Source organism: Siminovitchia thermophila, assembly GCF_016909185.1.
Classification (GTDB): Bacteria; Bacillota; Bacilli; order Bacillales; family Bacillaceae_C; genus Siminovitchia; species Siminovitchia thermophila.
The window spans coordinates 47,231-72,198 of record NZ_JAFBFH010000016.1 but is presented as its reverse complement, the minus strand read 5'-3'; the positions used below and the strand labels follow the sequence as shown (position 1 = coordinate 72,198).

General features: G+C 43.0%; 24 protein-coding genes. 3 read left to right on the top strand and 21 right to left on the bottom strand.

The window, feature by feature from the left end; all coding sequences use genetic code 11:
- Positions 1-29: 29 nt before the first annotated feature.
- Together JOC94_RS12405 and JOC94_RS12400 are read right to left on the bottom strand one after the other, a co-directional pair.
- Positions 30-1,706, bottom strand: coding sequence for a DAK2 domain-containing protein (locus JOC94_RS12405; protein ID WP_205179457.1), 1,677 nt, complete (start codon positions 1,704-1,706; stop codon positions 30-32).
- Between the two features lie 16 nt (positions 1,707-1,722).
- Entirely contained in the window at positions 1,723-2,085 is a 363-nt protein-coding gene (locus JOC94_RS12400; protein WP_077111763.1) for an Asp23/Gls24 family envelope stress response protein, read from the bottom strand.
- Positions 2,086-2,516: 431 nt separating this feature from the next.
- On the opposite strand from JOC94_RS12400, the gene rpmB reads away from it, so the two are divergent.
- Positions 2,517-2,705, top strand: a complete 189-nt coding sequence (gene rpmB, locus JOC94_RS12395; protein ID WP_205179456.1) for a 50S ribosomal protein L28 — start codon at positions 2,517-2,519, stop codon at positions 2,703-2,705.
- A 91-nt stretch (positions 2,706-2,796) separates the two neighbouring features.
- On the opposite strand, the gene spoVM is transcribed toward rpmB, so the two are convergent.
- The 16 genes from spoVM to JOC94_RS12315 form a co-directional block, all read right to left on the bottom strand.
- Positions 2,797-2,877, bottom strand: coding sequence for a stage V sporulation protein SpoVM (gene spoVM, locus JOC94_RS12390; RefSeq protein WP_077111765.1), 81 nt, complete (start codon positions 2,875-2,877; stop codon positions 2,797-2,799).
- A gap of 104 nt (positions 2,878-2,981) precedes the next feature.
- On the bottom strand, positions 2,982-3,638 hold the full coding sequence (locus tag JOC94_RS12385) for a thiamine diphosphokinase (protein ID WP_205179455.1): 657 nt from the start codon (positions 3,636-3,638) through the stop codon (positions 2,982-2,984).
- A gap of 19 nt (positions 3,639-3,657) precedes the next feature.
- Complete coding sequence (gene rpe / locus JOC94_RS12380) at positions 3,658-4,308, bottom strand: ribulose-phosphate 3-epimerase (protein WP_205179454.1); 651 nt, start codon at positions 4,306-4,308, stop codon at positions 3,658-3,660.
- A 3-nt stretch (positions 4,309-4,311) separates the two neighbouring features.
- Complete coding sequence (gene rsgA, locus JOC94_RS12375) at positions 4,312-5,193, bottom strand: ribosome small subunit-dependent GTPase A (RefSeq protein ID WP_205179453.1); 882 nt, start codon at positions 5,191-5,193, stop codon at positions 4,312-4,314.
- Between the two features lie 20 nt (positions 5,194-5,213).
- Positions 5,214-7,169, bottom strand: coding sequence for a Stk1 family PASTA domain-containing Ser/Thr kinase (pknB, locus tag JOC94_RS12370; RefSeq protein ID WP_205179446.1), 1,956 nt, complete (start codon positions 7,167-7,169; stop codon positions 5,214-5,216).
- Positions 7,163-7,924, bottom strand: coding sequence for a Stp1/IreP family PP2C-type Ser/Thr phosphatase (locus tag JOC94_RS12365; protein WP_205179444.1), 762 nt, complete (start codon positions 7,922-7,924; stop codon positions 7,163-7,165). The genes pknB and JOC94_RS12365 overlap by 7 nt, the downstream gene beginning before the upstream one ends.
- 42 nt (positions 7,925-7,966) lie before the next feature.
- Positions 7,967-9,304, bottom strand: coding sequence for a 16S rRNA (cytosine(967)-C(5))-methyltransferase RsmB (rsmB, locus tag JOC94_RS12360; RefSeq protein WP_205179442.1), 1,338 nt, complete (start codon positions 9,302-9,304; stop codon positions 7,967-7,969).
- A gap of 3 nt (positions 9,305-9,307) precedes the next feature.
- Entirely contained in the window at positions 9,308-10,252 is a 945-nt protein-coding gene (gene fmt, locus JOC94_RS12355; protein WP_205179440.1) for a methionyl-tRNA formyltransferase, read from the bottom strand.
- Positions 10,245-10,748, bottom strand: a complete 504-nt coding sequence (def, locus tag JOC94_RS12350) for a peptide deformylase (RefSeq protein ID WP_205179438.1) — start codon at positions 10,746-10,748, stop codon at positions 10,245-10,247. The genes fmt and def overlap by 8 nt, the downstream gene beginning before the upstream one ends.
- A gap of 23 nt (positions 10,749-10,771) precedes the next feature.
- The gene (gene priA / locus JOC94_RS12345; protein ID WP_205179436.1) at positions 10,772-13,177 is read right to left on the bottom strand and encodes a primosomal protein N'; all 2,406 of its coding nucleotides are present in this window, start codon (positions 13,175-13,177) and stop codon (positions 10,772-10,774) included.
- The gene (gene coaBC, locus JOC94_RS12340; RefSeq protein WP_205179434.1) at positions 13,174-14,379 is read right to left on the bottom strand and encodes a bifunctional phosphopantothenoylcysteine decarboxylase/phosphopantothenate--cysteine ligase CoaBC; all 1,206 of its coding nucleotides are present in this window, start codon (positions 14,377-14,379) and stop codon (positions 13,174-13,176) included. Before coaBC ends, priA begins: the two co-directional genes overlap by 4 nt.
- Positions 14,380-14,491: 112 nt before the next feature.
- On the bottom strand, positions 14,492-14,704 hold the full coding sequence (gene rpoZ, locus JOC94_RS12335; RefSeq protein WP_077111776.1) for a DNA-directed RNA polymerase subunit omega: 213 nt from the start codon (positions 14,702-14,704) through the stop codon (positions 14,492-14,494).
- Position 14,705: 1 nt separating this feature from the next.
- Positions 14,706-15,320: a guanylate kinase gene (gmk, locus tag JOC94_RS12330; RefSeq protein WP_077111777.1), complete on the bottom strand. Its 615-nt coding sequence runs from the start codon at positions 15,318-15,320 to the stop codon at positions 14,706-14,708.
- Positions 15,321-15,331: 11 nt separating this feature from the next.
- Positions 15,332-15,589 carry an extracellular matrix/biofilm regulator RemA gene (remA, locus tag JOC94_RS12325; protein WP_077111778.1) on the bottom strand — a complete coding sequence of 86 codons (258 nt, stop codon included), beginning with the start codon at positions 15,587-15,589 and terminating at the stop codon, positions 15,332-15,334.
- Positions 15,590-15,635: 46 nt separating this feature from the next.
- Positions 15,636-16,511, bottom strand: coding sequence for a YicC/YloC family endoribonuclease (locus JOC94_RS12320; RefSeq protein ID WP_077111779.1), 876 nt, complete (start codon positions 16,509-16,511; stop codon positions 15,636-15,638).
- 82 nt (positions 16,512-16,593) lie between these two features.
- Entirely contained in the window at positions 16,594-19,281 is a 2,688-nt protein-coding gene (locus JOC94_RS12315; protein ID WP_205179464.1) for a calcium-translocating P-type ATPase, SERCA-type, read from the bottom strand.
- Positions 19,282-19,412: 131 nt separating this feature from the next.
- Here JOC94_RS12315 and JOC94_RS12310 point away from each other — a divergent pair, with 131 nt between their 5' ends.
- Entirely contained in the window at positions 19,413-21,122 is a 1,710-nt protein-coding gene (locus JOC94_RS12310; protein ID WP_205179430.1) for an Rqc2 family fibronectin-binding protein, read from the top strand.
- An 896-nt stretch (positions 21,123-22,018) separates the two neighbouring features.
- Entirely contained in the window at positions 22,019-22,180 is a 162-nt protein-coding gene (locus JOC94_RS12305; RefSeq protein ID WP_205179429.1) for a hypothetical protein, read from the top strand.
- Positions 22,181-22,368: 188 nt separating this feature from the next.
- On the opposite strand, the gene JOC94_RS12300 is transcribed toward JOC94_RS12305, so the two are convergent.
- The 3 genes from JOC94_RS12300 to JOC94_RS12290 are packed head-to-tail and all read right to left on the bottom strand — an operon-like array spanning position 22,369 to position 24,761.
- On the bottom strand, positions 22,369-23,703 hold the full coding sequence (locus tag JOC94_RS12300) for a hypothetical protein (RefSeq protein WP_077111783.1): 1,335 nt from the start codon (positions 23,701-23,703) through the stop codon (positions 22,369-22,371).
- A 12-nt stretch (positions 23,704-23,715) separates the two neighbouring features.
- A complete protein-coding gene (locus JOC94_RS12295; RefSeq protein WP_077111784.1) occupies positions 23,716-24,546 on the bottom strand; it encodes a HesA/MoeB/ThiF family protein in 831 nt (276 codons plus the stop codon).
- 11 nt (positions 24,547-24,557) lie between these two features.
- Positions 24,558-24,761: a hypothetical protein gene (locus JOC94_RS12290; RefSeq protein ID WP_205179428.1), complete on the bottom strand. Its 204-nt coding sequence runs from the start codon at positions 24,759-24,761 to the stop codon at positions 24,558-24,560.
- Positions 24,762-24,968: the final 207 nt, after the last annotated feature.

Sequence of the window (24,968 nt, the reverse complement as noted above, 5' to 3'; positions counted from 1 at the left end):
CCTCCCTCCTTCCTTATTTCAGGAGCATATCACTCAACTGAAAAAATAAAGTCGTATACAGGCTGGCCCCCGTCATGGAGTTCAACCTCTATATCAGGAAACTGCTCTTCGGCAAACCGGCCCAATTGTTCCGCAACCGCCGGTTCGGTGCCTTCTCCATAAATGATCGTCAAAATTTCCGAGTCATCCTCAATCATTTTTATCAACAAATTTTTGGCCGCTTCCAACAAGTTTTTGTTTGTTGTTACGATTTTACCGTTGGCAATGCCCATATAGTCATCTTTTTTGATTTCCATTCCATCGATGGACGTATCCCTGACAGCATACGTAATTTGTCCTGTTTTTACCAATTGCATCGCATTTTTCATTGCCTGTACGTTGCTTTCTAGGTCCCGATCCGGATGGAATGCCAGCATAGCGGCGATCCCCTCAGGAATTGTCTTTGATGGAACAACAAAGATGTTTCCCTTGGCAACTTCGGCTGCCTGTTCCGCTGCCATGACAATATTCTTATTATTAGGAAGAATAATGATGTTTTCAGCATTTACCCGATTGACGGCGTTAAGCAAGTCTTCGGTACTCGGGTTCATCGTTTGGCCGCCTTCGATAATGGCGGAAACGCCGGTGCTTTTTAACAATTTAGCGACGCCTTCTCCAGTGGCAACAGCAACTATTCCCCATTTCTCCTGTTTCTTTTTCTCAACAACCGGAGTGGATGGGGCTAAAGCCGGGCGCTCTTTTACAAGGGCGCTGTGCTGCTCCCGCATATTTTCAATCTTTATATGAATAAGTGGACCGTACTGCTGGCCGTATGATAAGACCTCTCCGGGCTGCTCGGAGTGAATGTGGACTTTTGCCACCTCTTCATCGGAAATAACAAGCAGGGAATCACCGTATTCACTCAAGTCTTTCCGGAAGGTTTCTTCATAAAAAGGTTTGTGATCTTTTTCCAAACGGACCATGAATTCTGTGCAATATCCAAATTCAATATCTTCCGTACTCATAAATCCGTGAACATTTTGGTGATGCTGCGCGTTTACCAGTTCTTCCATCGAGCGGACGTCCGTTCGGGGAGCGCGCGAAAGAACTTGTCCTTTCAAAACTGCCAGAAAGGCTTCATATATAAAAACAAGTCCCTGCCCACCGCTGTCTACAACACCTACTTCCTTTAAAACGGGTAGCAGATCGGGGGTCCGGGAGAGCGACTTTTTTGCAGCAGCCAGAGTATCATCCATTACTTCTGCAATATCCACCGTCGTTTTGGCGGTTTCCACCGCTTGTTTGGCGGCATCTTTTGCTACTGTCAAAATCGTTCCTTCCACTGGTTTCATGACTGCTTTATAAGCTGTTTGAACGCCTGCTTCCAATGCGCGGGCAAATTCTCTGCTCGATAAAGCGGATTTGGTTTCAATTTCTTTGGAAAATCCCCGAAAAAGCTGGGATAAAATGACGCCGGAATTCCCGCGGGCTCCCATTAACAAGCCTTTGGAAAAAGCGGCACCTACCTTGCCTATGTGATCTTGTACATTTTTTTGTACCTCTTTTGCTCCCGAATTTATTGATAATTTCATATTTGTACCTGTATCGCCGTCAGGCACAGGAAAAACATTTAAGGCATCAACCAACTCGGCATTGGCTGATAAGTAATCGGCTCCGTGAGTAACCATCTCAGCGAAGCGATTTCCATCCAATGATGTTATCGACACAAACTTTTCCTCCTCATTACGGGTTCGTAACCCGAACTCCATGAACAAATATATTGACTGTATCGGCTGATAGTCCGATCATTTTTTTCAATGTATACTTAACCTTTGATTGGACGTTGTAAGCCACTTCTGAAATTTTTGTTCCATAGCTGACAATTATGTACATATCGATGTGGAAGGCGCCTTCTTCCTGACGGATGACCACTCCGCGCGAAAAATTATCTCTGCGCAATATTTCAGTCAGCCCATCTCTAATTTGATTTCTGGAAGCCATACCGACGATACCATAGCAATCAATCGCCGCTCCACCGGCAATCGTTGCGATCGTTTCATTCGATATGTCGATTTGGCCGTACTTCGTTTTCATTTCAATGGACATGTTGCTCCCTCCTATTCTCTTTCCAAAAGGTTGAACGGTTCAAGTTTATGGCTATGCTTATCTTACTATAACAGAGGTAAATTTTAAAGCTGAATCATTTTTATTTGATTGCTCCGTAAAGAAAAAAAACTTAACAGCAGGGAGAAGATTTGTTGCATTCTGGCCCGTTGTATGATAAATTATTAAAGTATTATTTACGAATAAAGATTAATGTAACCATCAACTGGCGGTTTGAGCAAAAAAAGCAAGCAGTTCGCAAGAAAGCAACCGAGCGGCACCGGAGTGTAGTGTGTTAAAGAACACTGCCCGCAGCTTCAGCGCTGGCACATCCAGCACACCCGATGTGCGCGAGGGAAGCAATCAAGAAATGCGGCGCTTCTTTTGGTCAACAGTTGATTTATGGGGATTTATATGGATTGGAGGGAATCTTTATGGCGAAGCAATGCGTCATTACCGGGCGTAAAACAGCTACGGGCAATAAACGTTCTCATGCTATGAATGCAAACAGACGCACATGGGGTGCCAACTTGCAAAAAGTGCGGATTTTAGTGAACGGGAAACCAAAGCGGGTGTGGGTATCAGCACGCGCACTCAAATCAGGAAAAGTTCAAAGAGTATAATGGCAGTGAGAAAATTGCTCTTTCTTATGAAAGGCAATTCTCTCTATAAAAAAGGGCGCCTATTCGTATAGGTGCCTCTTTGCATTTTGATTCAACCTTTTTTAAATGTACTAAGCATCGCCCGTACTATGCCGCCTAAAAACCTCGGAAGCTTGATCGTGTAAAACTTCATACAGGTCCCCTCCTCACCGCTTTAAAGAGAAATAGCTGTTTTCACTCTTATCTTATTCAACATGTATTCATTAGTACACGAAGCAAACAAACATGTTAGAAACATTAATCCATGCTCCTTATCATCATTAATATGCCTTTTTCAAAAGAAAAATGACCGGTTTGCCGAATAAGTTCATTGCTGACGCATAGTGAAGAGCCGAGCGGAACCGTATGATTGCGTAATGGATATTTGAAACCCGACAATGTAAGCCCTATAACCTCGTTAAACACGGGAATAAAAGAGACATATTTTTTTGCGGTGTCCTGCTCAATGGTGTGCATGCCGGGCAACCAGACTGAAATGGTATTATTTGTATCAATTAATTCAAACATAATGTCAGGGTATTTCTGTTTATAGGCCGCCACCAAAAAGGCGTTTGCCATAAAATGATCGAGTCTGCCACCGGTTGCCCCAAAAATAACGATTTTTTCCGGTGTTTGCCCGACGGCCCACAATAAAGCCAGTTCCATGTCTGTTTCATCTTTTTCCGGGCGAAACTTGTGAATCGCGGGTACTTTCTTTTCAATTTGCTGCCACTCTTCCTTACTGATCGAATCAAAATCCCCAACAGCGACATGGGGGGCGATACCTGCCTGGAAGATTGTGCGAACCCCGTGATCGACCCCTGCCCAAAGTACGGGATGATCGATAAACAAAGACAGATCCGGGATTAAATTCCTCGGACCTCCAGCAACGATATGGATGATTGGTTTTGTCATTCCCAACGTTTATTCCTTTCTAAACGATTTCTTTACGGATTTCCAGCAAGGCTTTTTTTCTGTCTTTTTGTTGAAAAATAGAGGAACCGGCTACCAAGACAGTCGCGCCGGCTTCTTTGCATAGCTTCGCCGTTTCGGGATTAATGCCGCCATCCACTTCAATATCAAATTGAACACCATGTTTCAGCCCCATATTCCTTACTTCGGTAATTTTGGGGAGCACGGAATGAATAAATGATTGCCCGCCAAATCCCGGATTTACTGTCATCAACAAGACCATATCAATGTTGTCGAGCACATATTTTATCGATTCTGCCGGTGTTGCCGGGTTAAGAACAACACCTGATTTTATCCCTTGCTTTTTGATCTCATCCAGTGTTCGATGCAAGTGGGGCGAAGCCTCGACATGAACGGTCATATAATCCGCCCCCGCTTTGGCGAATGCCTCAATATATTGATCCGGATTTTCAATCATAAGATGAACATCAAGAGGGAGCTCTGTAATAGACCGGATCGCTTCTACTACTGCGGGGCCCATCGTGATGTTGGGGACAAAATGACCGTCCATGACGTCAATATGGATCAAATCTGCTCCTGCGGCTTCAACTTCTTTAATTTCCTCCCCCAGCTTTGTAAAGTCCGCAGCCAATATGGATGGCGCTATTTTCATAACCTAATACCTCGGCTTTCTCTCTTTAATTTCTTCCAAAAATTTCTTGTAATGTTCATATCTGTATAAACAAATATCGCCTTCTTCGACGGATTTTATCACCGCGCACCCCGGTTCATTTACATGAAGGCAACGACGAAACTTGCAACTTGCACTCGCTGCAAAAATTTCCGGAAATGCTCGTCCTAATTCGGCCTCCTCCATCTCGGGAAATTCTAGGGAACTAAATCCCGGCGTATCCGCAACAAGTCCTTCACCAATTTGCAGCAATTCAACATGGCGGGTTGTATGCTTGCCTCGTCCAAGATGTGATGAAATATGTCCTGTTTTTAAATCAAGCTCTGGTCGCAACGCATTCAAAAGAGAAGATTTTCCGACACCTGACTGTCCGGCTAGAACACTCACTTTTGAATCAATATGCGGCAAAAGCTGGTCTATCCCTTCACCGGTCAAAGCAGACACCAAAATAACATCATAGCCGATCGTCCGATAGTCTTCCACATAACGATCAAGTTGCTTCCTCTCCTCTTCCAAAAGCAAATCAATCTTCGTCATGCAAATAATAGGATGAATATTGTTTGCCTCCACAACGGATAGAAAGCGATCTAGAAGAAGTGTGTTAAAGTCCGGTTCTTTGGCGGAAAAGACCAGGATGCCCTGGTCAATATTCGCTATTGGCGGACGTGTCAGTTCATTTTTTCTCGGCTCAATCGCCATAATATAACCTTCTTGCTCATTTTCAGCCTGAAATGTAACATAATCGCCAACGAGCGGATGTATATTCTTTTTGCGGAAAACGCCTCTTCCCCTGCATTGGACTATTTGATCTCCCGCCAATACATAGTAAAAACCGCTTAACGCTTTAATAATCTTTCCTTTGGTCATGGCATCCTTCCTTTCAAATATTAATCATTTGGATAAGGCACTTCCTCTTCCAGTATGACTGTATTGTCCCTCACCACTTTATAACCGGCTTTTTTGTCTTTTTCAACCTTTAATTGGATCTCCCTCTTAACATTGGAGTTGATTAAAAAAATTTCTGCAGGAACCGTCATACTATGATTCATATCCTCTATAAAGATTCTTACTTCTTGAGATTTCCCCTTTTCTGCGGGTTCATATGGAATCGTAATTTCTTTTGTCACGGTTTTGGGGGGGATTTCTTTTTCCCCTTTGGAAATGACCACCTTGACTGTATCGCCCTTTTTTAGTTCGGTCCCTGCGGCAGGCTCCTGTGATATGACGAGACCTGCATCAACTTCGTTCGAATATTCTTCCGCAGAGGAGTCAATCGTTAAACCAGTAGATTCCTCGTAGCTTTCCAAACCTTTTTTATTGTACCCTCTCAAATCTCTTAGCGTAATTCTCTCTGCCCCTTGGCTAACGGTGAAAGTAACCGTCGTTTCGGAAGGAACTACTTCCGATCCAGGTGAAGGATCCTGCTCAATGATCGTCCCCGGTTCTTCGTCTGAAGTCACCATTTCTTTTTTAATTTCCTTAAAGTCTTCATCATTCAACAATGTAAGAATGTCTTCGTACGGTCGTCCCGTGTAATCTGACATGACGAATTTTTCTTCTCCCGTACTTAAATAAATGTCGATGACACTGCCCTTTTTAACTTCCCGACCCGCTTTGGGGCTTGTTTTAATGACTTCGCCTTCTTTAAACTCTTCATCCGGGGTTTCTATTGTTTCACCGACCTCCAAGCCGGCATCAACCAGCGCCAGAACTGCATCGTCGTATTCTTTTCCGCTTACATCAGGTACGTTGACAATTTTCGCCCCAAGGACTGCTGGCAAAATAATGGTAAACAACAATACCAATAAAAGTGCAAGGGTTATGATCGATCCAATAATCCAAAGCAACTTTTTTCTCGGCTTTTTCTTCTTCTTTTCTTTTTTCTCGGGGTTATTGTCCGAACTGTTAGGATGAATAACCGTTTCGTCCCCTGAGGAATTGATGTCATGATCCGTAATAACCGGAATGGCTTTTGTCGCCTCTTCATCTTCGGGAATCAAAAATTTAGGCTCTTGCAGCCGATCCGGGTCAAGGGCCGTTTCTAAGTCTTTTTCCATCTCATCTACATTATTGTAGCGTAAAAAAGGATCCTTTGCTGTTGCTTTTAAAACAATATTTTCAACACTTTGCGGGATATCTGGATTCCACCGTCTTGGAGATGGGGTTTCTGACTGCAAATGTTTCAGTGCAATGGATACCGCCGATTCCCCGAAGAATGGGAGCCTTCCCGTAAGAAGTTCAAACATGACAATCCCGAGTGAATATATATCTGACTTTTTAGTGGCCATGCCTCCGCGCGCTTGTTCAGGAGACAAGTAATGAACGGAACCCAAAACGGCATTCGTATGGGTAATCGAGGTTGCGCTTAAAGCCATGGCAATGCCAAAATCCGTAATTTTGACGGTTCCTTCATGATCAATCAATATATTTTGCGGCTTTATGTCGCGATGGATAATGTGATTGTAATGCGCATGGGAAAGTCCGGATGTTAGCTGTTTCATAATGTCAAGCGTTTTTTCCACCGATATGGGATGATTTTGTTGTATGTATTGTTTTAACGTCATTCCATCGACATATTCCATTACAATATAGTATATATTTCCTTCCTCACCCACGTCATATATATTGACAATATTGGAATGAGCAAGGCTCGTAGCGGACTGGGCTTCTCTTTGAAAACGGCGGATAAATTCGTCTTCATCTGCGAAGTCAAGTCTCAATACTTTTACAGCCACATCCCGGTCCAAGATCATGTCGTGGGCCAGATAAACGTTCGCCATTCCTCCTCCGCCAATTACTTTTATGATCTTATAGCGCCCGCTTATCCTTTTTCCGATCAGCATCCATTACACCTGCTTTCACCGCGGGCTTCATATTCAATAATGGCGAGTGAAATATTGTCCTCACCGCCGTATTGATTAGCCATCTGTATCAATTTTCCGGCTTTTTCTTCTACATCGCCCTGTTCATTTAAAATTGATTCCATCTCGTCCTTCGTTACCTTGTCCGACAAACCATCGGAACAGAGCAATATTTTATCCCCTTCTTCAAAGGTGATTGTTTTCGTGTCCATTTCGATGTCCGGCTCGGTTCCAACCGCTTTTAACACGATATTTTTACGTGGGTGATGGGCCGCATCTTCAGGCGTAATTTGCCCTGTTTTCACCAATTCGTTGACAAATGAATGATCTTCCGTTAATTGTTTATACCCTTGTTCATTCATCACATAACAGCGGCTGTCCCCGATATTGGCCACCGTCGCAAATTTATCGGTAACAATGACCGCCACAATCGTTGTGCCCATGCCCTCATACTCTTTGTTTTCCCGGGAATATTTTAAAATTTGCTTGTTGACCGCCGTTATATTCGTTCGAAACCAATTTTCTGCCTGAGCAGGGGTCTCCATCGTATCCACTTGCTGCCACTGATCTTTCAAATGGCTTACAGCACATTGGCTTGCCACTTCCCCTGCCTTGTGCCCGCCCATCCCGTCTGCAACAATGGCAAGATAATCGCCGCGATGATTTACAAAAACACCACCGTTATCTTCATTATGCGGCCGGACTTTTCCCGTATCTGTTTTAAATATTGCTTTCAATTGCGATCCACCTCATCCCATAAGTCAATTTGGAACGACTTTTTATTCTTCCTTTTTTCTAAATGATGAAATGAAAAAGCCGTCACTGTCAAAATCTTGGGGCATGATTTGCACGTAATATCCATTTGCCAAGGCGGATATCGCCTCCGGCAATTGTAATGGATACGGTTCAAAGTCAGGGTGATCAATCAGAAAGTTCTCAGCAACTTTTACGTTTTCTTCCTGATCAACCGTACATGTACTGTAAACGAGCACCCCGCCTGTTTTCACAAGCTTTGCTGTTGCATTCAATATATCGGCTTGAACAGTTTTCAGGGAATAAATATCTGCCGCCGTCTTGGCATACTTGATGTCCGGCTTCCGACGCAGAACACCTAAACCCGAACAAGGCGCATCTACGAGCACCCTGTCAAAGGATTTCTCAGGAAATATCTCGTTTACCTTCCGGCTGTCAAGTATTTGGACTGTTATGTTTTGAAGGCTTAACCGGTTCGCCTGCTCGGTAATCAATTTTGCTTTATGGGCGTGAAGATCGAGCGCAATGACTTCCCCTGTATTTTCCAGCATCTCGGCAATATGAGCCGCTTTGCCCCCGGGAGCCGCGCAAGCATCAAGCACCTTTTGACGGGGAGAAAGGTTGAGCGCGTAGGCGGCCAGCATGGAGCTTTCATCCTGAATGGTAAAATATCCCTTCTCATAATATTTCGAATGCGCCAAGTTGCCCTTGACAGCTCGAACAGAAATGGGAATAATGGGGCTCGGCTCTGCAATAAGGCCTTCTTCTTCCAGTAATTCAAGCAAGTGTTCCCTTGACGTTTTTAACACGTTTACCCTCGCTGTTTGAACAGGAGCCTGCAAATTCTTTTCACACATGTCTTGCGTTTTTTCAAGTCCATACTGAGTGATCCACCGCTCGACCAGCCACTGTGGGTGGCTAGTCGCAATCGCCAGGCGTTGTGCGGGATCTGAGATAGAATCCAGGGATGGTATACCGTTTCTCTGAATGGACCTTAATACACCGTTCACAAGCCCGGCAATACCTCGATGGCCACGTTTTTTGGCTATTTCTACTGCTTCGTGAATAACAGCCCGATCAGGAATTTTATCCAAATAAACCATTTGATATACGGAAAGCCGCAACAAATTGCGAACCCAGTTCTCCAATTTCTTTTTAATAAACGGCTCCAAATAATAATCAAGGGTCATCTTTCTTTGGATTGTTCCGTAGACCATTTCTGTCAGCAAAGCCGTATCAGGCCCTTTTAATTGATATTTTTTAATGAAGCTGTTCAGCAGAAGATTGCTGTATGACCTTTGTTTTTCCACTGCTTCTAATATGTCCAATGCAACTTCGCGAACGTTTTTCGGTGGCTTTTTCATGTTTTATTCTCCTAAAAGATCGCCTTCTTTGATGGAAGCCCCTGCTCCTCTTAAATATTGGGACGCTGACATTTTTTTCTTCCCCGCAGGCTGCAATTCCAATATTTTGATGCCTGTATTGTTTCCCGTGGATACTAGAAAACCGTCTTTTTCAACCTGGACAATCGTTCCCGGCTTCTTTTTTGCTTCGATATGCTTTTTTTGCGCTTGCCAAATTTTTAAAATGTCACCGTCGAAAGTTGTATAGGCAACCGGCCAAGGGCATAAACCGCGAATATGATTGTATATGTCTTCTCCGGAAGAAGACCAGTCAATTTGTTCTTGTTCACGGGTGATGTTGAAAGCATAAGTTGCTTGTGATTCTTCCTGGGGACGGGGATTTAGTTCACCGGCGAGAAGCTTCGGAAGTGTTGTCGACAAAAGGGTTGCCCCTGCTTCACTCAGCTTGTCATGCAAGGAACCGACGTCATCTTGTTCGGTAATGGGAACTTCCACTTGACTGATAATATCTCCGGCATCGAGTTTTTCAACCATATACATGATCGTGATCCCTGTTTTGGCCATCCCGCGCATGATGGCGTGGTGAATCGGCGCCCCGCCCCGAAGCTCAGGCAACAAGGAAGCATGGACATTTATGCAGCCGTGTTTAGGAGCATCCAAAATGGGGCTTGGCAACAGTTGCCCAAAAGCAGCCGTGACGATCAAGTCCGGGGAAAGCTCCAGGATTTTGTCCGTTTCTGCTGCTTCACTGATTTTCTCAGGCTGGTAGACGGGAATATTCCACTTTTCCGCTTCTTTTTTTACAGGCGGCGGCGTCAATATCCTTTTCCTGCCAACCGGCCTGTCCGGCTGGGTAACGACTGCGGCCACATCATACCCATCCTCGATCAACGTTCTTAAAATGGGGACGGCAAAATCGGGCGTTCCCATAAATATCACCTTAGTCATTCAGTTCGCTCCCTTCCAATGTCGCCAATTCAGATTCCGTTACATATTCAGTGACTTTTGTTGTAAACAAAATGCCTTGCAAATGATCAATTTCATGCTGCAGAGCCCTGGCTAAAAAGCCTTCGGCTTTTATGGAAAATACTTGTCCATGCCGATCCATTGCTTTTACAACGACAATGCGATGGCGTGGGACCTTTCCATATAAACCGGGCATGCTCAAACAGCCCTCTATATCAGTTTCTGAACCACTTGCCTGTACGATGACAGGATTAATCAGTTCAATATACTCATCACCATATTCCTCACCAATGTCCACGATTGCAATTTGTTGACCAACGCCTATTTGCGGAGCGGCTAGCCCAACTCCATCAGCGGCGATCATTGTTTCATACATATCATTCAACAGTGATCCAAGAGCTTCGTCAAAAAGAGTGACACGTTCACAGCTCTTCTCCAACATTTCGTTTGGATGACATACGATGGGTAGAATAGCCACTATGAGTTCCTCATTTCTGTCAGTTATATCATCATATAAGGATTAACATCGATGGAGATGGATAATCCCTCTTTTGAAAGTTTCGTTTGATAATGTTCAAGCACTTTCTTCAATGCTGGAAAAAGGTTCGGTTCCCGCTTGTATTTTATCAAACATTGATAACGATATCTATCATTGATTCTGGGGATGGGGGATGCGACAGGCCCCAATAAAATGGCATCTTGCGATATTCTTGCTTTCATATAGTTGGATATTTTTTCGGTAACGGAAATGACTTTCATTAAGTCTTCGTGTTGAACCGTGATTAATGCCAGATAGTAAAAAGGAGGATATGAGCCAAGTTTTCTCATGGCCATTTCCTGCCTGTAAAAACGATCGTAATCCTGCTTCCCCGCAAGCTGGATGCTGTAATGTTCAGGTGAATATGTTTGAATGACCACTTCTCCAGATAATTCATGTCTTCCTGCTCTCCCGCTCACTTGCGTCAGAAGCTGGAACGTTTTTTCGGCAGCGCGAAAATCCGGCAAATGAAGCATCGTATCGGCACTTAATACGCCAACAAGGGTAATATTGGGAAAATCTAGCCCTTTGGCAATCATTTGTGTTCCAAGCAAAATATCCGCTCGTCCCGCCTGAAAATGGTCTAATAGCCGTTCGTGGGCACCTTTTCGTCCAGTTGTGTCCACGTCCATCCTGATCACCCTGGCCTCTGGAAGCAATTTAGAAAGCTCTTCTTCCACTTTTTGTGTTCCGGTACCAAAATAACGGATATGCGAACTTGCGCAGTCCGGGCAGGTTTGCGGCGCCTCCGTTTGAAACCCGCAATAATGGCACTTCATTTCATTGGAATAGCGGTGAAATGTCAGCGTAATGTCGCAGTGCGGGCATTGCATGACAAATCCGCAATCGCGGCACATTAAAAACGTAGAATGACCGCGGCGATTCAAAAATAAAACCGTTTGTTCCCGTTTGGCAAGCCTGTCTTTGAGTTTTTCAAAAAGCTCTTTGGAAAACATCGACCGGTTGCCGCTTCTCATTTCCTCCCGCATATCCACAATTGCTACCGAAGGTAACTGTTTTTCATTCATCCTTTTAGACAATGTCAACAGTTGGTAAACTCCTTTTTGAGCCCTGGCAAACGACTCGAGTGAAGGTGTGGCGCTGCCAAGAACGACTGGGCACTGATGATATTTTGCCCTTTCAATGGCAACGTCCCGGGCATGATAGCGCGGTGTTTCTTCCTGCTTATAGCTCGTTTCATGTTCTTCATCTATAATAATGATTCCCAAGTTTTCGAAAGGGGCAAACACGGCTGAACGCGCTCCGACAACGACTTTGACTTCCTTTTTTTGGATTTTGCGCCACTCGTCATACTGTTCGCCAATGGAAAGCCGACTGTGCAGGACAGCCACATCACTTCCAAATCGTCCTTTAAATCTTTCTACCATTTGCGGGGTAAGTGCAATTTCTGGTACAAGGACAATCGCCTCTTCCCCTTTTTTGATCACTTCATGAATGGACTGTAAATAGACTTCTGTCTTGCCGCTGCCTGTTACACCGAAAAGCATGAACGTTTGGTGGATATTTGTTTCAATCGTTTCCAATATCGGGCGAATGGCCTCTTGCTGTTGGGCAGTGAGCGGCAACGGGGTCGTCCGCTGAAAATGTTTGTGCTTATATGGGTCCCGATATACGTCTTCTTCTGTTTCAGATAAAATTCCCTTTTTGACAAGTGCCGCAATCGTTTGCCGGGGCACTTCCGCGCGGGCGGCCAAATCCCCCGCCTCAAATGATTCCTCTTGTGCAGCATGAATATATTGCAGCAGCTTTATTTGGTTCACTGCATTCTTTGGAAGCTCATCGGCAGCCACTCTCAGCTCATGATGTGGCACTGCCGGCTGCACTATTTTCATTTTTTTCGTTTTCGCCCGGTCCTTTACAAGATAAATGACTTCGGCATTGCCTTTATTGATCTCTTTGTGAAGATCAGGGAGCAGATTTCGTTTTTCTGCCTCCTTCCAGTCTATTTCCTGCTTTCCGCCAAATAAGTCGTCTAAAGAAATCAGTTTCATATGATCCGTTTTCCGGATGACTTTTTTATACTTTGCTTTCATGGCGGCTGGAAGCATTGCATGGAAGGAAGTGATCTTAAAAGACAACGTTTGTTCGGCAATCCACTCTCCTAATCTCAGAAGCTCCTTATTTAAAACGGGCGTCATATCCAATGGCTTACTGATGGATTTTAAACGTGGAACATCTGTCGTATCTTTCAACCCAATGACAAACCCTTGAATAATCCGGGGGCCAAATGGCACGGCAACACGCATTCCCGGCTGAATCATTTCCCGCCATTTTTCAGGTATGGCGTAATCAAACTCTTTATCTGTTCCAATTGCGGGAACATCAACAATGACCCGGGCAATTGTCATGTTTGCCATTCCCCCATTTGTGAAGCGATCTCCATTAGAATTTCTTTGGCAATATCCGCTTTGCTCATTATTGGTAACTCCTTCGCGGAACCATCCTTATGATAGATCGTTACGATGTTGGTATTCCCTTCAAATCCGGCTCCTTCAAGGGTGACATTGTTGGCAACAATCATATCGGCGTTTTTTCTTGTAAGCTTTTCTCTCGCATATTCTTCAACATGATTTGTTTCAGCAGCAAAACCTACCAAAAATTGATCCTTCTTTCTTTTTCCGAGTTCATAAAGGATATCTGTCGTTTTTTCCATCTCGATCATGATTCGGTCTGCTGATTTCTTTATTTTGGAGTCAAACATCTGCTTCGGCCGGTAATCAGCCACGGCGGCGCTCTTTATGATGATATCGGCTCCAACGGAATGTTTCATCACTTCTTTATACATGTCCTCTGCACTTTCAACATGTATCCACGTAACATCTTGCGGGATCGGAAGACGATCCGTTCCAGATATTAAAATGACGTTTGCCCCGAGCAAAGCAGCCTGCTCCGCCAATGCATAACCCATTTTTCCGCTTGATCTGTTTGTAAAGTAACGGACTGGATCAAGCTTTTCTTTTGTGGGTCCTGCCGTGACAAGGACAGTTTGATTTTGTAATACCGCTTGCTTGGGCGCAAAAAACTCCTCCACTTTTTCCAAAATAACGGCCGGGCTTTCCAATCTGCCCTTCCCCACATATCCGCATGCCAAATACCCCGATCCCGGCTCAATCATACGGACACCATATTCCAAAAGGGTTTCGATATTTTTTTTCACGGATGGGTGGTTATACATATGGACATTCATGGCGGGAGCAATCCATACGGGCGCAGTCGTGGCCAAAAGAGTCGTGGAGATCATGTCATCTGCGATGCCGTTCGCCAATTTCCCGATCATATTGGCCGTAGCCGGAACGACCAACACCAAATCTGCCCAACCCGCCAGATCAATGTGGGCAATAACAGATGGGTCATTTTCGGCAAAGGTATCTATATGGACTTCATTTCTCGAAAGAGCCTGAAATGTCAGCGGTGTAACAAACTTTACTGCGGAGGCGGTCATGATCACTTTCACTTCAAAGCCTGATTGAACAAGCTTGCTCGTTAAATCCGCCGCTTTGTATACTGCGATTCCCCCAGAAATACAAAGCAAGATTTTTTTTTTATTCACGACATATATCTCCTTTATTGTACACTTTTCTTATTTTCTTCTATTATGAATGATAATCGTGTTATAGAAAAGAAAAAACAACCTATCCTGGCGGACAGGTTGATTATTTTCCCTATTCGGCTAGCGCGTTGTCTTCGACCTTGACTTTGAGGACACCTTCATTTATTTCTTCCAATGCCTTGCCGACATATTTATGGGAAACGTATTTTTCCAAAAGAGGCTTGTTATGATCCTTCAGATCACGGGCTCTTTTTGCGGCAATGGAAACGAGTGAATATTTGGAGTCAATCACTTCCATTAACTTATCAATAGAAGGATATAGCATGTTATTCCACCTCCAGCATTTTTATGTATTTGTCGATGACACGTTCGCTGCGGCAATGTTCCGCCTGCACAATGGCATTAATTTTATCAACTGCGCGTTCGACATCGTCATTTTCCACAATATAATCGTACATGCTTGTTAATTCAATTTCTTTCTTGGCCGCTTCCATCCGATTATGAATGAGCTCAATGGACTCAGTGCCCCGGCCGACAATTCTTTTTTTCAGCTCGTCAAGGCTGGGTGGCATGAGAAAAATAAAAAGTCCATCTGGAAACTTTTCCCGAACCTGCTTTGCTCCTTGTACCTCAATCTCTAAAAAAACATCTTTTCCGGAAGCAAGTGTTTCTTTTACATAATCAATGGGAGTTCCGTAATAATGACCGACGTATTCGGCATACTCGAGAAGTTTCCCTTCCTTGATCAGCCGCTCGAACTCTTCCCTTGACTTGAAAAAATAATCGACCCCATCAACTTCCCCTTCGCGCGGCTTGCGTGTTGTCATGGAAATTGAATATGCAAATGTTGCGTCCGGACGGGAAAATACAGCCTTTCTCACCGTTCCTTTGCCCACTCCGGATGGGCCTGATAATACAATCAGAATGCCTTTCTCTTTCATATGTCCGTTTCCTACCCCTCTTCCTGGCCATTCGATACTAACCGTTGCGCAACCGTTTCAGGCTGCACCGCTGACAGAATAATATGATCACTGTCCATTATGATGACGGCCCGCGTTCTTCTCCCATAAGTGGCATCAATGAGCGTGGCACGTTCCCGTGCATCCTGAATCATCCTTTTGATAGGGGCAGATTCAGGACTGACAATGGAAATAATTCGATTGGCGGAAACAATATTTCCAAACCCTATGTTTAATAACTGTACCGGCATGCTGCTCCTCCCAGTATTGACGGTTGTTTGCTTTTACAACCGTTATTTACTCCAAATTTTGCACTTGCTCCCGTAGCTTTTCGATCAACACTTTCATTTCCACTACGAGCGACGAAATGTCAGAATCGCTTCCTTTTGAACCAATTGTATTCGCTTCCCTGTTCATTTCTTGGATAATGAAATCGAGTTTCCGACCGACGGGTCCCTTGGAGTTCATTGTTTCTGTAAACTGTGCGATATGGCTTGCAAGCCTGGCCAGCTCTTCACTTATATCGGATTTATCGGCAAAAACAGCCGCCTCCGTTGCGATTCTTGTGTCATCTAACATGTCGCCAGCCACATCTTTCAATTTCTTTTCAAGTTTTTTCCGATAAGCCATTTCTGCTTTTGGAGCCTGCATCTTTGCCTTTTCTACGAGGAGATGTAACGAAGAAATGTGGTTTGCCAGATCGGAAAGCAAGTTTTCTCCTTCCCTTATCCGCATTTCCAGAAGTTTATCTGCGGCTTCTTCAACAGCCTCCATCAGGACAGTAACAAGATCGTCGACATCTCGCCTGCCTTCGCTGACAACTACTGCTTCATCAATATGTAATACATCCGTAACCGACAGGTCTGAAGGCAATTGATACCTTTCGCTGGCCTGCTGTATAAACTGATAATAACTGTCTAAAAGATTCCAGTCAATATGCAATTCCTTTGCCGCATTCCATGTGCCAGAAAACGTTGCATGAACCTCTACCCGGCCCCGCTTTATGTATTTGTTCAAGCATTTTCTTATTTCCATATCAGCATAGGCGAAAGCTTGGGGTAATTTGATGCTATATTCCAAAAAACGGTGGTTAACCGTTTTTATTTCTACTTGAATGCTCAAATTTTCCGTTTGTTTTATGCTTCGTCCAAATCCCGTCATGCTTGCAGCCATTCACAGTCACTCCCGGTCGCTTCATACACAATAAGAAAGGTAATAGCTTCATCCTATTACCTTCATCGATTATATCATAACATTATTTGTTTTTTCTTGAAAACAATGAACCTGCCAATAAGAAAGTCGGGAAACAACTGAGACCCAATACCAACAACCAGTCCAAAGGTAAAATGGGGACAGTATGAAAAATCGGCTGGAGTACCGGGATATAAATAACCGCCACAGTCAGCAATGCCGAGGAAATGACAGCCCAAACCAAGTACTTGTTTTCAAACGGATTTCTTGAAAAAACGGATATTTCGCTTCGGCAATCAAAAACATGTATAAGCTGGGACAGTACAAGGGTAGTAAAAGCAATCGTCTGGGCATAGGAAAGATCAGAAGGATCCCGTCTGTAGACGATGATAAAAGCAATTAACGAAACGATGCCGATCAAAAATCCGCGGGAAACAATTTTCCACCCTAGCTTGCGGGCAAAGACACCTTCCTTTGGATGCCGCGGTTTTCTGTGCATCACATTTTCTTCAGGCTGGTCCAACCCAAGAGCCATGGCCGGCAATCCATCAGTTACAAGATTGACCCATAAAATTTGAATGGGGACCAACGGAAGCGGCAGGTACAAGAGCATCGCGAATAACATCACAAGAATTTCCCCTACATTTGAAGCCAGTAAATAACGGATGAATTTACGAATGTTTTCATAAATGTTCCGCCCTTCCTTGATGGCGGCCTTGATGGTGGCAAAGTTATCGTCAAGTAAAATTAAAGAAGATGCTTCTTTTGACACGTCTGTTCCAGTAATTCCCATGGCAATTCCGATATCAGCCGCTTTGATCGCGGGCGCGTCGTTTACCCCGTCACCGGTCATGGCGACAACATGGCCTCTGTTTTGCAATGCCTTGACAATCTTCAATTTATGTTCTGGAGATACCCGGGCAAACACCCCAACATCCTCAACGGTTCCTTCCAGCTCCTGAACGGACATATCGTCCAGCATTTGTCCGTCCATCACGTTTCTGCTTTCCTTTCCTGTTTCCAGTATCCCCAATTGTTTGGCAATGGCCCGGGCGGTAACGACGTGATCACCGGTAATCATAATGGTTTTAATTCCGGCCTGGCGACACTCTTCAACGGCGGCTTTCACTTCGGGACGCGGCGGATCGATCATTCCGAATAACCCGATAAACGTCAGGCCGCTTTCGGCCTCTTGAGCCGTTTGCGGAATGTCTGGGGAGTGGAGTTCTTTGCAACCGACGGCAATCGTCCTCAATGCTTGGACAGCAAGCTCCTCGACCGCCCCGTCTACCTCTTTTCGAATGAAATCATTAATCGGTTTTACGGTTTCGCCCCATAAAGCCCTTTGGCATTTCGTAATGAGCACATCCGGTGCCCCTTTGGAAATAATCAAACGGCGGCCGGAGCGATCCTTGACAAGCACACTCATCATTTTTCGTTCAGAATCAAACGGATATTCTTTTTCAACTGTAAATTCATTTAATAGCGTCTGTTTTTCATATCCCGCTTTCAAGGCAGCAATCAATAAGGCGCCTTCCGTCGGGTCTCCATCCAACTCGACTTCATTACCAGTAACAGAAACGGAGGCGTTATTGCATAAGGCTCCAAAAATGAGCAATTGTTGAAGTGTTTTTTCCTTCAGCACGTCCACCTTATGATCCTGATAAAAAAATTCGCCCTCAAGATGATATCCGGTTCCCGTTACATCCCAGTCTTTTCCACCATTCCAAATTTTTGTCACAGTCATTTTGTTTTGGGTCATCGTTCCGGTCTTGTCCGAACAAATAATAGATGCGCACCCAAGTGTTTCAACAGCCGGCAGCTTGCGAACAATCGCATTTTTTCGTATCATCCGCTGCACGCCAAGAGATAATGCGATCGTAACGATGGCCGGCAAACCTTCGGGAATAGCCGCCACAGCCAAGGAAACTCCCGCCAAGAACATCGTATAAACATCGTGGCCATGGATGATTCCCGTAATGACGACAAGTACTGTCAAAACAAGTGCCACGGAAATCAATATTTTTCCGAGTTGATCCAACCTTCTTTGCAAAGGCGTCATAACGGATTCGGCTGTCTGGATCATTCCGGCTATATTGCCCATCACTGTGGACATTCCAATAGCGGTCACAACCCCTACCCCATTTCCGCGAGTAACCAACGTTCCCTTAAATGCCATGTTCGCCAAATCCCCTAGCGGCGGATTCGTTTCAGCAATGGGTTCTGTAAATTTCGGAGCAGGGATGGATTCACCAGTTAAAGCAGATTCCTCAATCTCCAAATTATTCGCGGCAATAATCCGCATATCAGCGCCAATCCGGTCACCGCTTGCAAATTTGATAATATCCCCGGGAACAACTTCTTTCGAATTGATCTTTTGCCATTCGCCATCCCGCAACACAGTAACTTGCGGAGCCGATAAATTTTTTAACGCCTGCAGGGACTTTTCTGCTTTATTTTCCTGTAAAAAGCCTAAGAAACCGTTTATTAAAACAATGACCATGATGGCCACCGCATCCAGGTATTCACCGAGGAGTCCGGAAATAAGCGTAGCTGCCAGAAGAACAAGCACCATAAAATCTTTAAATTGGTTAAAAAAGAGCAGGATAGCCGACGGCCGCTCCCCCTCGGACAATTCATTCCAGCCGAACTTCTCCCGTTTTTTATGAACAGCTTTACGAGTCAAACCATTCGTTATATTCGTATGAAGTGTTTGTTCCACTTCTTCTAGTTTCATTTGATGGAATTTCAACAAGCAACACCCGCCTTCCCTTCAAAAGAAGTAGTAGTTGTCCTTATCACTCCATGCTTATTCAGAAAGAAAGGCTTTCATGATATAATTTTTCCTACGGGAAATTTATTTTAAGCAAAGGAATGTTTTATATGGCTTTTGACGGCTTATTTACACGTGCAATGGCAAAAGAACTGGATGAAGCACTTACGGGTGGAAGAGTCCACAAAATTTACCAACCTTACAAAAATGAAGTTATGATCATTATCCGCAATAAGGGAAAAAATGTAAAGCTACTCGTTTCCGCGCATCCCAATTATTCCCGGGTTCAAATAACGGAAGAAACAACGGTCAACCCGGAAGAACCCCCGATGTTTTGCATGATACTCAGAAAACATTTGGAACGCGCCACCGTCCAAAGTGTTTACCAGCCGGGCCTTGAGAGGATCATTGTCATAGAAATGAAAGGAAGAAACGATCTTGGGGATGAGACGATCAAGCAGTTGAAGATCGAAATCATGGGCAGGCACAGCAATATCATTCTTGTAAACAAGGACACTCAAAAAATAATTGACAGCATCAAACACATCCCTTCATCATTGAACAGCTATCGAACGATATTGCCCGGCTCAACTTATGTTTATCCGCCTCCCCAGGAAAAAGAAGACCCATTTAAAGCGGACAAATTGGATATATTGAAGCATATTGACTTTAACGCCGGCAAAATCGACAAACAAATTGTCCAGCGGTTTGCGGGCATTTCACCTGTTGCCGCAAAGGAAATTGTATTCCGAGCGGGATTGGTGAACCCCAAAACGCTGCCTCCGGTGTTCCTAAACATAATGGAAAAACTAAAGCTGCATCAATATGATTATTCGTTGACAGTAACTGAACATAAAAGCGACTTTTATTTGTTTCCCCTCAAACATATTGGGGATAAGCATAAGTCTTTTACCAGTTTAAGTGAAATGCTTGACCATTTTTACTTTGGAAAAGCAGAACGGGATCGTGTCAGACAGCAAACGCTTGATTTGGAACGACTGATGAAAAACGAGAAAGAAAAAAATGAAAAAAAGCTTATTAAGCTTGAGGCCACTTTGGAAAAAGCCGAGAAAGCCGACGAGCTTCAACTGTTGGGAGAATTGCTGACAGCAAACATGCATGCTGTAAAAAAAGGCATGAAAGAGATTGAAGTGATCAATTATTATGATGAAAACGGTGGAAAATTAACCATCCCATTGGACCCCAGAAAAAGCCCGGCCGAAAACGCCCAGAACTATTTCAAAAAATATCAAAAAGCGAAAAATTCCATTCAGGCGGTCAAAGAGCAGATGGAACTGGCCATGGAAGAAATACGATATTTCGACGTTCTGCTCCAACAACTCGAATCAGCATCCGTAAAAGATATTGAAGAAATCAGGGAAGAGCTCATTGAAGGCGGCTATATCAGACGAAAAGCCAAACGCGGCTTCAAGAAAAAAAGCGATGCTAAACCGCTTATTGAGAAATATAGATCAAGTGACCAAACGGACATACTTGTCGGAAAGAACAATAAGCAAAACGATTATTTGACGAATAAACTGGCCCGCCGTGATGACATATGGCTGCATACGAAAGATATTCCCGGTTCACATGTAGTCATAAGAAGCAAAGAGCCTTCTGAACAAACGCTGCTTGAAGCTGCCATGCTAGCCGCGTATTTCAGCAAAGCAAAACATTCGTCTTCCGTACCGGTTGACTATACAAAGGTCCGCCATGTTCACAAACCAAAAGGAGCCAAACCGGGATTTGTCATTTACGATCATCAAGAAACGCTCTATGTCACTCCTGACGAGGAACAAGTCAAAGCAATGCGAATCTAAATGAAAAGTCCAACACCATCCGAATCTCTAAAAGGGTGAACTGTTCCATTTTCATTAAGTGAAACTTCATTCAGGAGGCGTTTTCTTCCCTCGCCTACTGAATGTTAGTTGAACGAACCAGGCATGTAGGTGCCGTTTTCTCCACTTAGACCTTTTGTATCTACTCAGGTCTTGAAGTAGTGTATTGGCACCTTACATGCGGGATAAAAAAGTTTGATCGTTTTCCACCTTTGTTATTCAAGAATAGCGCCCGATTCTGAAACAATGCTTCACTAAAAATTTTAAAGAAAAAAGGTATTATTAACACAAGAAATACCCCTGCAACAAACCCAGATATAACCTGAAATCTTTTTTCACTTTCCTTTCCAAAAAGACATCCCCTTAAAGTGATTTTCATTTATTTAATGTCTATTTTGGATTCCCAAACGAGTAATCAATATAGCAAAGAACGCTAATACAGAAAGGGAAAATGTAGTCCCGGTTACTACCCAATTTATTTCTCCGTTCCGAAGCATACTCACAACTATAATTCCTGTGAGGACACCCGCAATAAGTCCGAAGTATGCCTTTGATATTTTAGCCATAATGTCGCCCCCTAAACAAAATTGATCTAATTGAATCATATCACTTAATCAAGATAATGGGTCGATTGTTAAATAAGGAAAATCCTGGATTAAAAATGGATTTTTAATCAATCTTTATTATCAATTCTCAATCTTTATTTTAAACAATCGAATTTTGTTCCAAGTGATCAATCTGTTTTATAAAAACTACATTAGTCCGCTAATAGGATGGAGAACAAAGGCTAAGATCGCGCCGTACATCCTGTACTTCACAATGCCTTGGGATCGGCATCTTGAAAAAGAAGAGGGCTTTTTTGTGCGGGAGATGTCTCGTTGCCGAAGTTTTTACTTGATCCGAACCAATCAGGCGTTTACTGGCAGTTGACCCCTGTTACCATTCTCGTTTTACCTCGATTGCTTGAAATAGGACTTACTGGAAGTTTATATTGCCACGGAGGAGCCAAGCGGTTTGTTTCAATGCGGATGGGAAAATGAAATGGACGGTGAAAAACATTATATCAGGAGTAAGAGCAGGCCTGAGGATGGGAGGAAAAAGGTATTCGAATGATCCATTTCAGATAAAAAAATTCAAGGTTGAATATTCAAGGAGAATTGGACACCAAATGTAGCAAGCGGTATTGTGTCTAACAAAAGTTAAATAATGGCAACACTTTTTTTATGGGTTATCCAGTCTTCTCCTTTTTTCCATCTTCATTTTCTTTGTGTGATATCCATTTCAACACTCCATAAAGGGTTGCCGTTTCTATTAACATGGCCGAAACAAGCGATATGGCAGCTATCATTGCGCCAGGAAGGGAGGAGCCCATATTAAGAAAAAGCAGCACCAGTGTCATGACAATGATATTAATATACATTGAACGTTCCACATACTTTTCTTTTTCTAAGCAAATTAATCTTCCGCGCAAGTTACTTTGAATCGAGAAAAAAATAGGAGTGATCAACATAATGGCTGTTGAGACGTTAGCCAGATAAAAATACTCCTCCTGTAATCCCATCAATTTTATATAATAAAGTTCACCTAGTGGGGTAACGACGACAGTTAATAAAATAGCACTTAAGCTGATCCCTAATAGTAAGCTGAAGTTCCGCAAATGGATGATAGACTGAACGTTATTACTTAGATTAATGGTTATGTTCTGCAACTCAAGAGCAACTCCACCGATCATATAAATAAAACTAAGAACAATTTGCCATACCACTAAAGACTCCTCCGCAAGATTTGGCGCGTTGCTTATCCCTATCAAAAAAATAGGTGTATCCAAAGTAAGTAAAAACCCTGTAATAGCAAGGGGGGAATGTGACTTCCATATCATTGAAATACTGACGATATCTCCAGTAGCAGGGATATTTCTCTTCGTTTGCTTTCTCCAGACTGTCACTACAATCGCTTCAACAAATGCGCTAATGACCAAAGCATAAGCGCCAACCATTACACCATCAACTGAATGGAATAGATAAAAAAAAGCAGCAATCGTTATTCCTGAAAAAAGCCGAAATAAAGTACTCAAAGTAATGACTTCAGTAGCTTCCCGTTTAATCCAGCGGCCTTGATATACCCTTCTCCACGCAACTGCTAAAGGAGAAAAGCTTAAGACTAAACATCCTTGTTTAATAAGTTCCATTGTATGAGAGTCATTTATAGAGAGAACCTTTTCAAAAAACCAATCGAAAATAGGAGTAGTCAGGAATAACCATCCACACACTACTAAACAAGTACTGTAAATGAGAGAGAACCTTAAAAGACGAAAAAATGAAGGTTGGTTACTAGACAATTTTGCGCTGACAGATGTCAAGTACTGCACAGTGCTATTCAAAATAAATATAAAACCCAGCCCCATACTAAAAGCGATGATGTTTTTACTGGGATCTTCCATTCTTGATATAAAAAATAACATGATAGGAACTTCAATAAAAAGAATACTTGTACTAAGTGCCAATGGAAACCACTGGCGAAATATTTCTTTTTTTGAGTAAACCTTATTCAGTTTTTCCTTCATCAGATACCACCCTTAAGCATGCTCATAAGTGATAAGAGAATGACAGATACAATCAGGTTTAATGGCATGTTCAATATAATCAAATGCCATTTTTTCAGTATTAATATGAAGCGTTTTGCCTAAAACAGAAGGAGTTGCAAATCCTGTTAATAATTTAATCATTTCATGAACAGCAATGGATGCAACCATTAATACATTTGCACCCATGATAGCAGCGTCGTATTTATGTTCATAAAAAAACTTATCGATAGGCAATAAACCTAAACATTCATAACAAGGTGTTTTTCCTGGAATGACCATAGGGCCTACACGAGAAGCTTTATCACTAGAACCAATGCTTACATATGGAATATTTGCTTTTAAACAAGCTCTTGTTACCCAAAGTGCAGAATAGTATAGAGGTTCGTCGATGGCATCAAAAACAAAATCTGCACCTTTTATAATTTCATATACATCTTCTGTTGACTCAACACGCTTATTATAAAATTCACAATTAACACTCGAGTTAAAGGAGGTTATATGCTTTTTAATTGCTTTCACTTTAAGATCGCCAATATCGCTTTCTTTAAAAAATATTTGTGATGGAAGATTAACTTCTTCTACTGTATCGAAATCCACCCCAACTATGTTTCCAATTCCTGCGGCGGATAAAAGGCTGATAAGCGAGGAACCACCTGCTCCAATTCCTACTACAGCTACAGTTGAATTTTTAAGTTTTTCCTGTGCCTTTCTAGCGTTAAAACCTTCCCTTTCGAACAATGCAAAATAATTAATTTGGCGATCCCACCTCTTAAGCAAATACGGATCAATAGGTGTTTTAGGTACATCAAAATCTCTTAACAAATCAAACTCATCTAATTGTTGTAGCCATTTTTTCCCAGCGGAAATTTATTACAAATATCTTCGTATGTATGTTCTCCGTCTAACATTTCAATAAAATTAATGATTTCATCATTTACATCTTCAATTTTAAATTTATCTGTTCCACGACCTATACTAAGAATGTTCCCCTGTAGTATACAGATGTACTCACTTTTAATGCCGGGCTTTTTCATCATTTCAGCCTCCTAAAAGGTTAATACTTAAAAGGGTGGCGATATTTCTAGAAATATCGCCATTGAAAAGTCAAACAACACTAGATTTTTTTCACGTACCAGATGCGATCTTCGGTAGCATTTTTTTCATGTTTAATCTTTAGCACAAGCTCACCTCCCAAAAGTCAAATCGGGATTCAGCGAAATACCAATTTGACATGTAGAGACCAT